A 14077-nucleotide genomic window follows, 5' to 3' on the forward strand; every position below is an offset into this window, starting at 1 on the left:
GAGGTAGTTATGAGTAATCACGTTAACCATTTGTTGGCCCAGTGGCTTCCACTTAAAAACAAACACAAATGGGTGTTAGGTTTTATTTTTAAAACGGAAGGCTCATGCTATCGCAAAGCAGGCGCCATGATGCTGTTTAGTGATGCAGGGCATCAGCTAGGAATATTAAGCGGCGGCTGCTTAGAAAGTGACATCGTTAAAAAAGCCCAGCGCGTAATGACCGACGGCGTTAGCCGTACTGCAGTTTATGACGATGAAGATGAAGAAGATATTGCGTTTAAGCTAGGTGTTGGATGCGGCGGTGTAGTGCATCTAGCACTCGTGCCAGTTAATGAAAATAATAGTTATCTATCTTTGGATGCGGTTAGCAAAACCTTATCAAGCGGAAAGGCGTGTGAGTGGCGCTGCGCTGTAGACGGTACCTTGGGTGAGTGTACGGAATTGGAAGACCATACTGCTACACCTAGAAAAGCCGTGCTAGATACTGTTAATGGCGAGCGCACATTGTCGGTTTTGATGCTGCCACCTATCCACCTACTTGTTGTTGGAGGTGGGTACGACGCTACCTTTATGACCAAACTGGCTAGTTTACAGGGTTATTTAGTAAGCCTTTGGGATCCAAGGCCCGCACAAGCAAGACTTGAACACTTTCCCGAGGTAAATTACTTGATTGAAGACCCGTCTACGGAAGGCTTACGTCTTCACATGGGCGAACATAATATTCAAGCGGCGGTGCTTATGTCCCATCATCGCGAAATTGATGCAAAGGCGCTGCAGGTGCTAAGTAAGCAGTCTTTAACCTATACGGCAATGCTTGGGCCGTTGCACCGCAAGCAAGAAATTATGGATTTAGCAGGGCTTGGTAATACCAACTTTACGCAGTATTTCGCGAGCCCTGCTGGCTTTGATATAGGCGGTGAACTACCTGAGCATATTGCACTTTCTGTCATTGCACAGTGTCATGCTGTGTTTCATACAAAACCTACGCATTTGAATCGTTAGAAAGACTTTCTAAAAGTAACGCCAAAGTTTCTAGGTGCACCCGGGTAGGCCATAATTTTTCCGGTTTGTACTGGCACATCAAACCCGCTTCGTGCAACGTACTCTTCGTCGAATACGTTGCGCGACCATGCAATAACTTCACTATCCCATTGTGGAATAGTGAAACTTACGCGAACGTTAAATAACGAAAAGTCGTCAGCGTATTTGTACGGGTCGTTGGCATCGTCAAGGAGTACATCCCCCGTGTATTGGTAGTCAATACTGGCGGAGGCAGGATAATCTCCAACTTCGAAATAGTGATTCAACATTAGCGACAGTGAATTCTGAGGTTCGAAGCCCACGCGGTCTCCGTCTCTTGCGCAGAAAGGATCGCTAGGGTTCGCACGGCCCGGGTCGTCGATGCCAGTATGCCACGTGTACGCTACCCAACAGGTGCCACGTTCAAACTCATCAAAGTTCGCTAGCGTGCGCGAGGCGGCGGCATGTAATTCGGTGCTCTCTGTTACCAACCACGTTGCTTCAAGCTCTACACCTTTGACTATGATATCGCCCGCATTTTGCAGGTTGAAACCTGTTCCGGTAAAGGTCGTCGCCTGAAAGTCGCTAATTTGTGTGTAGTGCGCCGCGGCATTTACGCGAACGCCGTATCCTTCAAAATCGTGTTTAATGCCTATTTCGGCACTTCTTGATTTTTCAGCATCAAAAAGCGGGCTAAGCGAAGGTAAAATTCTGTCGGTATTCGTGCCGCCTGCTTTGTAACCTGTGGCAAAACTGGCGTACGTTAGTGTGTTGTCGTTAGGGTGGTAAGCCAGTTTCACTGTGCCGGTTAACTGTGAATCATCAAGCTGTTCGTTTAAATCAGGGCGAGGCATAACCGCTGCCGAGCCTAAGAAAAAGTACCCCCAGCCTGCCTGCTGAAAAGGCGCAATGGCATTAAGTGATTCAGCAGAGGGCGCTTGGCCAGTAGTCAAGGCTGCAGCGATGTCTTGTAAACCTTGTACCGCACGCCCGATATTAGGCCATTGCGCAGGATTTTGACTTAGTCCGTCAATACCAGGCCCTTGCTCGTCATACGCACCGACGATCGACTTTTCTTCGCGTGTATAGCGTAAGCCTGTGGTTAGCGTAAAATTGCGGTTTAACAGCCAATCGAACTGAGAAAATACAGCAATGCTGTCTTGTTCTTGATTAGCCGAGTGTACAAAAGCAGTCCCGGACGGCGCTGGGGCTGCAGCAGGCGCAATAAAGCCTGATGTAACTGCAGATAGCTCGTTGATGGCGTTAGCCAAAGGCAGCAGATCGGGCGCGGCGGCATTAAAGAACGCACTAAAATCATCTTGCGTGGTAGTATCAAAGGTTAGATCTAAGTTTTGGCTGTAATAGTAAACACCTATTAAACCGCGCACATCTTCACTGGTGTAATGCAATCTAACTTCTTGAGAAAACGACTGCTGCCTGGCGTCGTTAGTGGCAGTGAGAAGGTCCGCATCAGAAAAGTCGGTATCTACCGTATCTAAGCTGTCAAACGCGCGGTACGCGCTTATGCTCACTAAATTCCATGCCTTGTTTAAAGCCACATCTACTTGAACTGATAGCCCTTTGTCTTCCATTTTTGAAAGGGGAGTTTGCGACAGCGATGTTCTATAGTCGTAAAAGCTATCGCGCCCATAAATAGTTGCGTTGAATGGCGGTTGAAGCAGCAGCGCATCAGTGCCGAATTTACCCGCTATGTCATTGGCTTGAATGTTATTTTGAAACGTCAGTGCGCCGCAGCACCGCTCGTCTAGCTCGCCGTAATCGGCTATCAATCTTACGCTAATGTTTTCTGTCGGTGTATAAAGCAGCTGCGCTTTTACCGCAGACCGATTACGGTTGTTTAGGGTTTGCCCGCTGGCCTCATCGGTAATAAAGCCATCGCCATGGGAACTAAATCCAGATACTCGCATGGCAAGAATATCGTCGATAAGTGAAAACGACGATCCTGCACTCAAGCGAACCAAGTTGTCATTGCCAACAATAGCCTCAGCAAAGCCATTACGTTCGCCGTGCGAAGGCGCCACGGTTGATACCGTCATCGCGCCAGCGGCGGTATTCTTACCAAATAAGGTACCTTGGGGCCCGCGTAATACCTCGATAGATTCAATATCAACTAGATCGCTAATTAGTGCATTTTGTCTGGAGCGGTAGACGCCGTCTACATACAGACCTACCGATGACTCGAAGCCAAAGTTTTGAGAAGAAGTACCGATACCGCGAATAGAAAAGCCTGAATTAGTCACACTTTGGTTTTGAAACGCGCCAAATGCAGGTACGTAGTTTTGCAGGTCGAACATGTCACGACTAACGGTTTCTACCATATCTTGACCACTTAGGGCTGTGACAGCCACGGGAACGTCCTGCAAATTTTGTGATGTCTTCTGTGCCTGAACTATTATGTGTTCAAGTTTCTTGTTCGCAATTTGTATTTTTGTGCCATCGTCGGCGCTAGCGTGGGCACTAACAGAGCTAGCAGAAAATATAAGCGTAGTTAAAAGGCAATAAGTGATAGGGTTTACTGTTGCTCTTACATTTTCAGGATGGCAGGGCAAGGCGTATGTAAATGACTTCATTTTAGTTCTTTTTATCGTTTAGAAGCTAAGCGCCTCCAGCCAAACTTATCACGACAAAGTCGCGTCCATGTGCGCGCAGTCCTTTACATTTTGTCGTCTTTACTCCAATAAGACGTTTTGATTGCCTGTTATGTAGACAAATTAATCGAGCATATTCCACGCAATTGCGGCGAATAAGTCAAGTTTTGTTCAAAACGTTTGCCTCATGATCACAAAAGGCCGGTTCATAGTTTCACATGATGCATACTCATTCAAAATATTAATTAAACTTATACTGCTGTTTTACTTAGTATGTGATTTGAATTGGTTAACATATTCATAACATCAGGCAGCGGTATGACAGACATCTATTTAGTACGCCATGGCCAAGCATCTTTTGGGCAAGCGAACTATGACAAACTTAGTGAGTTAGGTGGGCAACAAGCTATCTGGCTTGGTGATTATTTTAAGCATCGAAACATTCAGTTCGATTCGGTATTTTCTGGCGATATGGTTCGCCATCACGAAACTAAAGAGGGCATTGCGAAAGGTATAGCATCTAGCGAATACTCATTGCCTGATGCAACAGTGCATAGCGCGCTTAATGAATTTAATTTTCAAGCGGTAGCTAAAGCGTATCTAACAAGATTTCCTGAAGCAAAAGTACCAGAAGGGGCATCGCCCTCTGAATATTATCGCCTGCTTAAAAAAGCAATGATTGCCTGGTCTGAAGATCAACTTGCTCACGAGTTGCTAGATGAAACTTGGAAGCAATTTGAAGACCGAGTTCACTCTATGCTTGCTCATCTTAAAACGACAGATGCTAAAAGAGTGCTGGTCGTTAGTTCTGGTGGTGCTATTGCCATGATGCTCAAACACATCCTTGGCTACGATTCTAAAACCGTTGTGAATATGAACTTACAAATTCGCAATGCCAGTTTTTCGCAATGCTTCGCCAATGCGCGAGGTGTTCACCTAAATAACTTCAACAGCGTACCTCACCTGGATGTGATTGACAGGTTACACGCCATTACCTACAGCTAAATGGGGCAGTTATGAACTTTGAATATAATGAAAAGACCCAAGCGCTTTTAGAAAAGCTAAAAGCGTTTATGAAAGAAGAAGTGTATCCGATTGAGAAAGAGTACATTCACGCCGTAGAAAATGGCTCAGCCAATGACGGTGAAGGTCGTTGGAAAACCCCGCAAATGATGCACACGCTAAAGCAACGTGCCAAAGAAGCGGGGCTTTGGAATTTGTTTTTACCTGAAGAATACAAGCCTTACGGTGCAGGTCTAACAAATGCTGAGTACGCGCCGCTTTGCGAAGAAATGGGCCGTGTATTATTCAGTGCGGAGATATTCAATTGTAGCGCTCCAGATACAGGCAATATGGAAGTGTTAGCCAAATACGGTAACGAAGAGCATAAAAAGCAATGGTTAGAGCCGCTTTTAAACGGAGAAATACGCTCCGCCTTCGCTATGACTGAGCCTGCAGTAGCGTCTAGCGATGCAACCAACATAGAAACATCTATTAAACGCGATGGTGACGAGTACGTAATAAATGGTCGTAAATGGTATACCAGCGGCGCTATGAACGAAAACTGCAAGATAATGGTGGTAATGGGCAAAACTGATTTTGATGCCCCTCGCCACCAACAGCAGTCTCAAATTTTGGTACCAATGGATACAAAAGGCGTAACTATTGTGCGCCCCATGGCAGCGATGGGCTACTACGATGAGCCAGTAGGCCACGCTGAGGTCTTGTTTGAAGACGTACGCGTACCGGCTGAGAACTTATTGTTAGGAGAAGGCCGTGGGTTTGAAATTGCCCAAGGTCGTTTAGGGCCCGGTCGTATTCATCACTGCATGCGTCTTATTGGCTGTGCACAGCGGGCTTTAGACATGGCATGTGAGCGTGTTGAGCAGCGTGTCGCCTTTGGTAAGCCCTTATCAAAACAGCAGTCGATAAGAGAAAACATAGCGCAAATGCACTGCGATATTGAACAAGCTCGTTTGCTTACATTGAAGGCGGCAGACAAAATGGATCGCTACGGCAATAAGGTATCGAGAGACTTGATTGCTGCTATCAAAATTGTAGCGCCCACAATGGCATGTAAAGTTATAGATCAAGCCATTCAAATGCATGGTGCTGCCGGAACCAGTCAAGACTTTGTGCTATCAGCGATGTATGCGTATGCGCGCACCATTAAGCTGGCCGACGGCCCAGATGAAGTTCATATGATGCAGCTTGGACGCAATTTAATTGCTGAAAAAAACGCGTAAGGAGTAAGTGTGTCAAACGACAAAGCTAATGCGCCACATGCAATAGACTTAACGGTGCTTAATGAATACTTATCTACTGCGTGCCCAAGTGTTGGCCACGTTAAAAGCGCTGATAAATTTGCAGGTGGACAATCGAACCCTACGTTTAAGCTAACCACGGATAACGGCGTTTATGTATTACGTCGCCAACCGCCGGGTAAGTTATTGAAGTCTGCGCATGCAGTAGACAGAGAGTTCCGCGTTATTAACGCCTTGCAGCGCTCAGAAGTGCCAGTGCCTAAAGCGTACCATTTATGTGAAGATACTAGCATTATCGGCAGTATGTTTTACATTATGGCGTTTGTGGAGGGGGATATTTTCTGGAACAGCGCGTTACCGGAAGTAGAGTCTTCTGCAACACGCGGTGCAATGTACGATGAAATGAATCGAGTTCTTGCTGCGCTTCACAGCGTTGATATTGAAGATGCTGGCTTAAGTGATTACGGCAAGCCTGGCAGCTACTTTGAGCGACAATTGAGTAGGTGGACAAAGCAGTACAGAGCATCTGAACTTGAGCATATCGAAGAGATTGAGCGTCTTATTCAGTATCTTGAAACTAATTTGCCTGAAGACGATGGCCAGGTGTCCTTAGTTCACGGCGATTTTCGCTTAGACAATATGATGTTCGATATGTCTAATACAGATAAACCGCAGGTGGTTGCAGTATTAGACTGGGAGCTTTCAACCTTGGGTCATCCTTACGCCGATTTGGCTTACCAGTGTATGCAACTGCGTTTGCCTTCTGACATTGCACACGCCGCTGGTCTAGGTGGGCTTGATAGAGAGCAGTTAGGAATACCTTCAGAAAAAGAGTATATCGATGCCTATTGCAAACGCAGGGGAATTGGCGCGATCAATAATTGGACCTTCTATTTAGCGTTTAGCTTTTTCCGTCTAGCGGCTATCTTACAAGGTGTAGTGAAGCGCGCTCACGATGGCAATGCATCAAGTGAAAAGGCAATGCAGTTAGGCGCAATGGTGCGACCGCTCGCTCAAATTGCAAACCAAACCATACACCAAAGCGAATAAACGCCACATAACATATTTAATGACTTGCCATGCTATTTACTGCGGGCACGTCGAACAAGTTAACTGGAGACAGTATGAAAGCAATTGTATGCGAATCTTTCGGGCCACTTGATGAACTTCAACTCAAGGACGTTGCAGACCCGGAGGTTAAAAAAGGGCATGTAGTCGTAAACGTGGAAGCGGCTGGGGTGAATTTTCCCGATGGGTTGTTGGTGCAAGGTCTGTATCAAATGCAGCCAGACTTCCCGTTTGTGCCAGGTAACGAAGTGGCGGGTACTATAAGCGAAGTAGGTGAGGGAGTAAGCCATTTAAAAGAAGGGCAGCGAGTTATCGCGCTCTCTAACTTAGGTGGATATGCAGAAAAAGCGCTAATCCCAGCCACGCATGTCATGCCGTTACCCGATCCCATTCACGTAAACGAAGGGGCAGCCCTTGTAACTGCCCATGCAACAGCCCATCACGCTTTGAAACAACGGGCAAAGCTGCAGCCTGGTGAAACTTTGGTTGTAACGGGTGCTGCTGGTGGTACAGGCTTAGCAGCTGTGCAGATAGGCAAAATAATGGGCGCTAAAGTTATTGCGGTTTGCTCAACTGAAGAAAAGCTGGCGCTTGCCAAAGAGCATGGCGCTGATGTTTTAATTAACTACAAAGAAAAAGACCTAAAAGAGACGCTGAAAGAAGTGACTGGCGGCAAAGGTGTTGACGTAGTTTATGAATGCGTTGGTGGCGATACCTTCCACGCATGTAGTCGCAGTATGGCGTGGGAAGGGCGTTTACTTGTGGTTGGCTTTGCAGGCGGTGAAATTCCTAAATTTCCAGTCAATCTTGCCCTAGTCAAAGGTTATTCGGTCATGGGCGTATTTTGGGGCTCATTCACTCAGCACGATCCAAAAGGCTTTGCTGAGAACATGCAAGAGTTGCTTACTTGGTACGTGCAAGGCAAAGTTAAAGTAGTAGTTGATGAAGCGTTGCCATTAGAACAGGCAACAAAAGCCATGGCGAAGGTTATGAACCGAGAGGTGAAAGGCAAAATGGTGCTTGTGCCCTGATCCTACACGTCTGATAAAAAGACAACTTAACGAGAAAAGCCTGACCCTCCTATGGTTCAGGCTTTTTTCGTGAATCTTTGAGCAATAGTTATTCAGGAACTAGCTCTACGTTGAACTCTCTGGTCAACACATGGCACAAGTCTTTACCAATGCCTAAATTATCTACCTGATAGTCTTGATAACCCTGTTTTTGTACTGTGAGGGTGTAAAAACCAGGACGTTCGTCAAGCATTGCAATCAAACCGTCATCTGCACAATCCGTATCATCAACCATAACAGTTTCAGAATATGCGCCTTCCATTGTAGTAGCCGTAACGCCACATGCAATCGGCATTTGCGTTGTTTGATCTGTTACCGAAAGCAAGAGGCCATCTTCTACCGTTGCTGTACAGGCCACATCGCCCTCGGCAACAAGGTTACTAATTGTTAGGGTATATTCGTCGTCAGCTGTTTGCTCGTTGATATCAACGCTAATTTCGGTCGGGTAGCCGAGTTCAGGGTCGTATTTTACCGTTAGCGATTCTGCGCGGCTTTCTTCTAATGCAATAAGTTGAAACAAGCTATCAATGCTTTCTGTAGTTTCATCATCTAAGGGTAAGGCAATATTGCCTTCAATAATAGTTTGAGAGGTGACCTGACTACCTTCTACCAAGACTAAGCGAGGTAGCGTGGTTTCTTCGGTGCAAAAACATGAAACTTGATATTCAAACTGATAAGTGTCGATGTTCGCGTTTTCCCACTTTGCGCGATTAGCGTTGAGGTCGTCGAGTGCATCGTTTGAATCGCTACCACCACAACCTAACAAAAGCGTAGTAGCAGAAATCACCGTAGCAATACGTAAATTAGTAATCATAACCTTCCTTGTTTTTTATTTTTCATAATTAGCCACGAAAATATGTTTCGCAGCAATGTTGTGACAATTAGAAATAAAAAAGCGGCTTTGCACTTCACGTAATACAAAACCGCTTTGAAATTTATATTAGTGTAATTGATGTAAAAGTAAACAGTTTCACTCAGGAACGTTGCGACGCTGCGTTTTTCCTCAAGCCACATGCGGGCGCTTCTTCCTGGCAGATGCAATTTATGTACTGAGTTGTTTTTTACCTAAAGTTCTAAGACAGCTTTGGTGTAGTAAGAATATAAACGACCTAAGATGTGGAAGGTATAGCAGCACACGAAAACGACGCCCCGTGAAAGGGGCGTATTTTTAGATATTAGAGAGACATGTCGCCTAAAATAATATTTTCCGCGAAATTTGCGTATGCATCGCCAATTTGTTTGGCTGTGTCATCAGGGAAAGTATGAAAATCTTCACTTTCTAGCGCTTCTGCTATCGCGTTCGCTACGACTTCAGGTCCCGGAGCATCATCAAAGCCCGCATTTTTACCCATGTCAGTTCCAATAGGGCCTGGGTGGATACTAATGACCGCTACCCCTTTTTCAGATAGTTTTTCACGTAAGCCTTGGGTCAACGAATAGGTTGCTGCTTTAGATGCGCAGTACGTTGATATGTCGCCAAAGGTCTTGACTGACGCAATTGAATTAAGTTGAACAATGGCGCCCTTGTTTGCAACTAATGTCGATTCAAATGCTTGTGCAACGTGAAGTAAGCCAAACACATTTACTTCAAACTCACTACGAAGTGCGTCTTCAGCATTCTCGCTTAACGGTGATTCATGCTTCATAATCCCCGCGTTATTGATAACAATGTGAGTATCAGTTGCTTTGTCAGCGAGGCTTTTTACTGACGCTTTGTCAGTAACGTCGACTTGCAGGGTTTCCACTTTATCTGCGTATTTGTCATGAAGATGGGTAGTTGATTCAGTATCGCGTACTGCCAGATAGACCTTGCTTACGCCTTTATCGAAAAGGGCTTGTACAGTGGCTTCTCCAATCCCACGGTTTGCACCTGTAATAAGCGCTGTCTTACCTTGTAAGTCCATAATGTTCAATCTCCATTTAGTTACAGTCATAGGTTCCTTCCTAAAAATAGAGGTAAAAGATCACATATTTAGCTAAGTGGAATCAGGTATGGACCCACTAAAGTCAAGGTTATTAGCTTTACTTGGTGGTTGAATTATAAAATTGAAAGCCGATTAAGCCTTCACATTTTAAACACGAGTAAAACTAGTTATAGTCGATGTTTTCATAGTATTTTTGCCGTTAAATTTCGCGGCGTATAGCGCTTCGTCAGCGATGGATAATATATCATGTGCTGGGTCTTCAGTTACTTCGATGCCAGATAAGATGTTTACTATCCCAAATGAGCAAGTTGTACTAAATGTTTGCTCTTTTGAAACAAATTTTGTAGACGAAATTTCTTGGCGAATTCTCTCTACAATATTATCAGCATTAAGAGAAGCGTGCTCACTGGTAAACAAGATTACAAATTCATCGCCGCCCAAACGGGCGATACAGTCACTCGGACTCAGATGTTTTTTCACAATCTGAGTGATGTTCTTCAACAATACATCACCACTGGAATGACCGTAGCTATCATTGATATTCTTAAAATTATCAACATCAAATATGCATACGGCTAATCGATTTTTAGCGCTATTTTTAATCTGACAAATAGCCTCATTGAGCTTTACTTCCATAAAGCTACGAGAAAGTGCCTGAGTTAAATGATCGTGCATCAATTGATTGTTGAGCGTACGTCTTTCTTTATAAAGCCCATCAATGTGAAGCACTAGAACCCATGCAATGGAGCTGGTAACTACAAAAGAGCCAAGCCATGTGAGCGGTGGAAGGTCGATAATTTCGATACCGGTTAAGGTATCGCCAATACCGGTTACAAGCCATAGAGTGTTCGCTAGAAGTAACAGTAGTATAGGACCACTGTCCTCAAGTCTTGAGCGCTGCCGGACGAAGACTCGAACGAGTATATATATGCAGTATGACCCCAATACTAAGATCCAAAGACCCCAGATTTCGAAAAGTAGACCGTACTTTAGCCCAGTATAGTATTTAGACGTAGCATAAAAGGCGTTGTCTAAAAAATAGGGGCTAGGTATAGCAGTTAAAAGAGAAAATATTCCGCAAACGACATAACACCATTTCAATAAGTACGGAGCTTTGTACTTATAAAAAGCAAGATAAAAATGCAGGCTGGTGACTAGGGTGAACATAGCCCCAATAATAGTAAGTCTATTTGAAACACTAAGGGCAAAAAGATTCTCTCCTGCATTGATCAGTACACCAAAAGCCCCGAAGAAAATTGAGCTTATGAAAGCCGAAAGAGCAAATAGAAAATAGTACTTAACGGGCTCTTGGTGGTGGAAAGTTAAGCGATAATAAAGCAAAGCGAAGAAAAAGCTCATCAGCAAGCAGATGCTAGATGTCACAAAAAGCGGAAGCGACAATGTGTTGATCATGTTATAGCTATTTTCCTCAACGTGCTCATCATCTCGTTTTAGTGTAGAGCAATTATCTTACTAGAGTAACTTTTTCAATGTACTAAAACATTAATGGTTTTTAAGGCTGCAGCATTGTTTGAATTTCTTGCTGCTACCACAAACGCATGGGAGATTTCTTCCGTACTTAATTTTTCCGCAGTCATCGTGTAAAACACCGTCGTGATAACGCCACTTACCGTCTTCAATATTGAAATTTGACGTTTCGTGAAGCTGATACATGCTTTTATTTTCAAAGTAGTAAGCAGTGAATTCAACGATGGCAGTATTGGACTTGGAGTTAGCCGCTAGAGTGGGGTGTACTTTTAGCGCAAACCACGTCGCACCTTGCGCACTTTGAGCCAAATCTTCTACGGAAAGATCTTGCTGTTTTTCTTTGGTGTAGGTTTCCAGAATGTATTGATAATGCGCTGTAGCGTAGGCTGAAAATCGTGAGCGCATATGTTGTTCAGCAGTATTAGGGTATTTAACGCCCTTAATAAAAGGTTCGCAGCATTCGTTGAAGGGCTTTGAAGAGCAACAGTAACAGCGCATAAGACAACTCGCAATTTAAGAGTATTACAAAGCGCTACAGTATAAATATAAGTGGCGTGAGCCCCAACTTTTTTAAACGTAAATGTTTTTGATGCTCGATGTTTCCATGGTGGTCTATTCCAAAAAAGCTATGTCAAAGAGCACATGTCAAAGTGAGTAGGGCAACAAATGTTTATACCTTTCTTGTGAGTATATTTCGACCAAAGCAGGATTTACGTAAAAGCGGAATTTAGGCATAAAGAGGCAACATTTTACCAAGGCCCTAACGCAACGTTTTGCTCGTCATTAATGCTGTTAACGCGCACATTTACTAGACTTACCGAGTAAAGTTCACATAGCTTTCTGATCATCTCACTATCTGTTGGCTGCAAATCCAAATCAATATTTTCTACATAAAGCGTTTTACACTGGCCACCCGTAATAAGCTTACTGATCCATTCTGGCATTTTTTCTTTTTCAGGCTTTTGAATACGGATAGCGTGATCTACAGTTTTCGAAAATGACACTGTATTTGAAAGCAGATAGTTCCAACCTTTGTCGTTACTTCCTTTTCCATTACCTTGTTTTTCGCTAGGAAACCCTTCTATAGGCAAAGGTAGTTGAACAACATTTGAAACCGAAGCGCGCAAAGCATTGAATCGTGAAACTGAAGATGTGTTCATAGTAAAACCCTTTATGTATTTGCTCTGAAGTTCAAATAGAAACTTCTGGAAAACGATTATTTATAAATACTGACTAGATATACAGTATGTATGCGTATACAGTATTTAAAAAAGAGGTCGTTGGCAAGCAATAAATTGTGCTTTTTTTGCGCAGCTTGAGGGTTTTTCAGTAACTATATAAAAGATAATGGTTTTTTTATGCTGTTGTGTTCTGAAGCAAGTATTCAGTTGCGGATTGAGGTAAGATGCGCGCGAATCTTATGTAGAACACTACTGTATAAAACTGGAGGGTTATTGAGCGCGTTAATACACTTGGGCTACTTGGGCATGTTCTTATCCGCATTGTTGGCTGCTACTATTTTGCCCTTTAGTTCTGAAATTGTGCTTAGTGCTTTATACAGTAGCGGCTTAAGCTGGATATCGTTGCTTGTTGTTGCTTCAGTAGGAAATGTACTGGGCTCTGTGGTTAATTATGTATTGGGCTTCAAATTCGGAAGAGAAATAGCAACGCAAAAATTAAGAGTAAGTGAAGCTGCGTTCACCCGCGCAAGTAGTACATTTACGAAGTGGGGTAAGTGGAGCTTGTTTTTATGTTGGGTACCTATTATTGGCGACCCTATTACGCTAGTGGCAGGTGTGTTTAGAAGTCCGCTTTGGTTTTTTATTCTTGCGGTAACTCTTAGCAAAACAGCGCGTTATGCTGCGCTGCTTTACGTACTTGTTTAAAAGGTTTTCGGCTTAGTTTTCTCACGCCACTGTGTTTTTGTCTCTCGACTTTTTTTGGCTTGTCTTTTGGTGCGTCACATACCACTGCTTCATTCTTGGGCTCATTAATATCAGTCCAATCATCCAATACCAAACCGGCTCTTGCCAAAACGTTTTCTGCGACCAGCTGAAATGCAGCAGTGCAAGGGGCAGTATCAAGTAAATGCTGTTATGAAGCTTTTGCCATTTTCTTCCCATCTTGCGCTGGATGCGCTTAAACGACGTTGCAGTAAGAGCAAAAAGAAGAAGTAACGCAGCCATGCCAACGAGTATGTAGGGCCTGCTTACTATCTCGCTAGCCACCAGTGCCATATCAAGCTGGAGTTCAAACACAATGTAAGTGAGTAGGTGTGCAAAGGCGTACACAAAGGTGTATACGCCAATCATACGTCTGAATTGGATCGGTTCCGGGCTTGGTAGCCATTTAGCAAGTGGGCTAAGAGTAAGCGTTAGTAAAAGAAAGTGAATTGCCCAAGTTCCAGTCTCATTAATGAGCGTGTTTACGGGGTCTGGTCCAAGCTGGTCGTTGATCCCGGCAAAGAACAACCAAGCGACGTAGCCTAATGCTAAAAGGTGAATAAGGCCCTTCAAACTGCGACGCTGCCAAATAGATAATCGAAATGGTTTTTTTCTTAACGGCATTAAATGAACAACTTAATAATAATGTTTAATAGCTTCGGTTATAAGATATTGGTTAGAAGGGCTAGC

At 44.0% G+C, this 14077-nt stretch carries 13 protein-coding genes; 6 read left to right on the forward strand and 7 right to left on the reverse strand.

Going from position 1 to position 14077, the window contains the following annotated elements; translation table 11 throughout:
• Window positions 1-9: 9 nt before the first annotated feature.
• The gene (locus ACYX4N_RS10125) at window positions 10-1002 is read left to right on the forward strand and encodes an XdhC family protein (RefSeq protein ID WP_476053939.1); all 993 of its coding nucleotides are present in this window, start codon (window positions 10-12) and stop codon (window positions 1000-1002) included.
• On the opposite strand, the gene ACYX4N_RS10130 is transcribed toward ACYX4N_RS10125, so the two are convergent.
• Window positions 999-3611, reverse strand: a complete 2613-nt coding sequence (locus tag ACYX4N_RS10130) for a TonB-dependent receptor (RefSeq protein WP_476053940.1) — start codon at window positions 3609-3611, stop codon at window positions 999-1001. The genes ACYX4N_RS10125 and ACYX4N_RS10130 overlap by 4 nt on opposite strands.
• A 336-nt stretch (window positions 3612-3947) precedes the next feature.
• Here ACYX4N_RS10130 and ACYX4N_RS10135 point away from each other — a divergent pair, with 336 nt between their 5' ends.
• From ACYX4N_RS10135 to ACYX4N_RS10150, 4 genes are all read left to right on the forward strand, one after another.
• On the forward strand, window positions 3948-4634 hold the full coding sequence (locus ACYX4N_RS10135) for a histidine phosphatase family protein (protein WP_474806347.1): 687 nt from the start codon (window positions 3948-3950) through the stop codon (window positions 4632-4634).
• An 11-nt stretch (window positions 4635-4645) separates the two neighbouring features.
• Window positions 4646-5875, forward strand: coding sequence for an acyl-CoA dehydrogenase family protein (locus ACYX4N_RS10140; RefSeq protein ID WP_474856910.1), 1230 nt, complete (start codon window positions 4646-4648; stop codon window positions 5873-5875).
• Window positions 5876-5884: 9 nt separating this feature from the next.
• The gene (locus ACYX4N_RS10145) at window positions 5885-6943 is read left to right on the forward strand and encodes a phosphotransferase family protein (protein WP_476053942.1); all 1059 of its coding nucleotides are present in this window, start codon (window positions 5885-5887) and stop codon (window positions 6941-6943) included.
• 74 nt (window positions 6944-7017) lie between these two features.
• Window positions 7018-7992: an NADPH:quinone oxidoreductase family protein gene (locus ACYX4N_RS10150; protein ID WP_474856908.1), complete on the forward strand. Its 975-nt coding sequence runs from the start codon at window positions 7018-7020 to the stop codon at window positions 7990-7992.
• Window positions 7993-8080: 88 nt separating this feature from the next.
• On the opposite strand, the gene ACYX4N_RS10155 is transcribed toward ACYX4N_RS10150, so the two are convergent.
• From ACYX4N_RS10155 to ACYX4N_RS10175, 5 genes are all read right to left on the reverse strand, one after another.
• The gene (locus ACYX4N_RS10155; RefSeq protein WP_476053943.1) at window positions 8081-8845 is read right to left on the reverse strand and encodes a DUF6174 domain-containing protein; all 765 of its coding nucleotides are present in this window, start codon (window positions 8843-8845) and stop codon (window positions 8081-8083) included.
• 361 nt (window positions 8846-9206) lie between these two features.
• The gene (locus tag ACYX4N_RS10160) at window positions 9207-9965 is read right to left on the reverse strand and encodes an SDR family oxidoreductase (RefSeq protein ID WP_474806358.1); all 759 of its coding nucleotides are present in this window, start codon (window positions 9963-9965) and stop codon (window positions 9207-9209) included.
• A 138-nt stretch (window positions 9966-10103) separates the two neighbouring features.
• A complete protein-coding gene (locus ACYX4N_RS10165) occupies window positions 10104-11369 on the reverse strand; it encodes a GGDEF domain-containing protein (protein ID WP_476053944.1) in 1266 nt (421 codons plus the stop codon).
• A gap of 90 nt (window positions 11370-11459) precedes the next feature.
• Complete coding sequence (locus ACYX4N_RS10170) at window positions 11460-11942, reverse strand: YchJ family protein (RefSeq protein WP_476053945.1); 483 nt, start codon at window positions 11940-11942, stop codon at window positions 11460-11462.
• A 251-nt stretch (window positions 11943-12193) separates the two neighbouring features.
• Window positions 12194-12604 (reverse strand): hypothetical protein, encoded by a 411-nt coding sequence (locus ACYX4N_RS10175; protein ID WP_014949757.1) that lies wholly within the window; start codon window positions 12602-12604, stop codon window positions 12194-12196.
• Window positions 12605-12931: 327 nt separating this feature from the next.
• Between ACYX4N_RS10175 and ACYX4N_RS10180 the strand changes: the two genes are divergently transcribed.
• Window positions 12932-13330: a YqaA family protein gene (locus tag ACYX4N_RS10180; RefSeq protein WP_474809247.1), complete on the forward strand. Its 399-nt coding sequence runs from the start codon at window positions 12932-12934 to the stop codon at window positions 13328-13330.
• A gap of 21 nt (window positions 13331-13351) precedes the next feature.
• Here ACYX4N_RS10180 and ACYX4N_RS10185 read toward each other — a convergent pair whose 3' ends face one another.
• Window positions 13352-14011, reverse strand: a complete 660-nt coding sequence (locus ACYX4N_RS10185; RefSeq protein ID WP_476053946.1) for a protein-methionine-sulfoxide reductase heme-binding subunit MsrQ — start codon at window positions 14009-14011, stop codon at window positions 13352-13354.
• Window positions 14012-14077 lie beyond the last annotated feature (66 nt).

Source organism: Alteromonas sp. ABH4_452 (assembly GCF_056311825.1).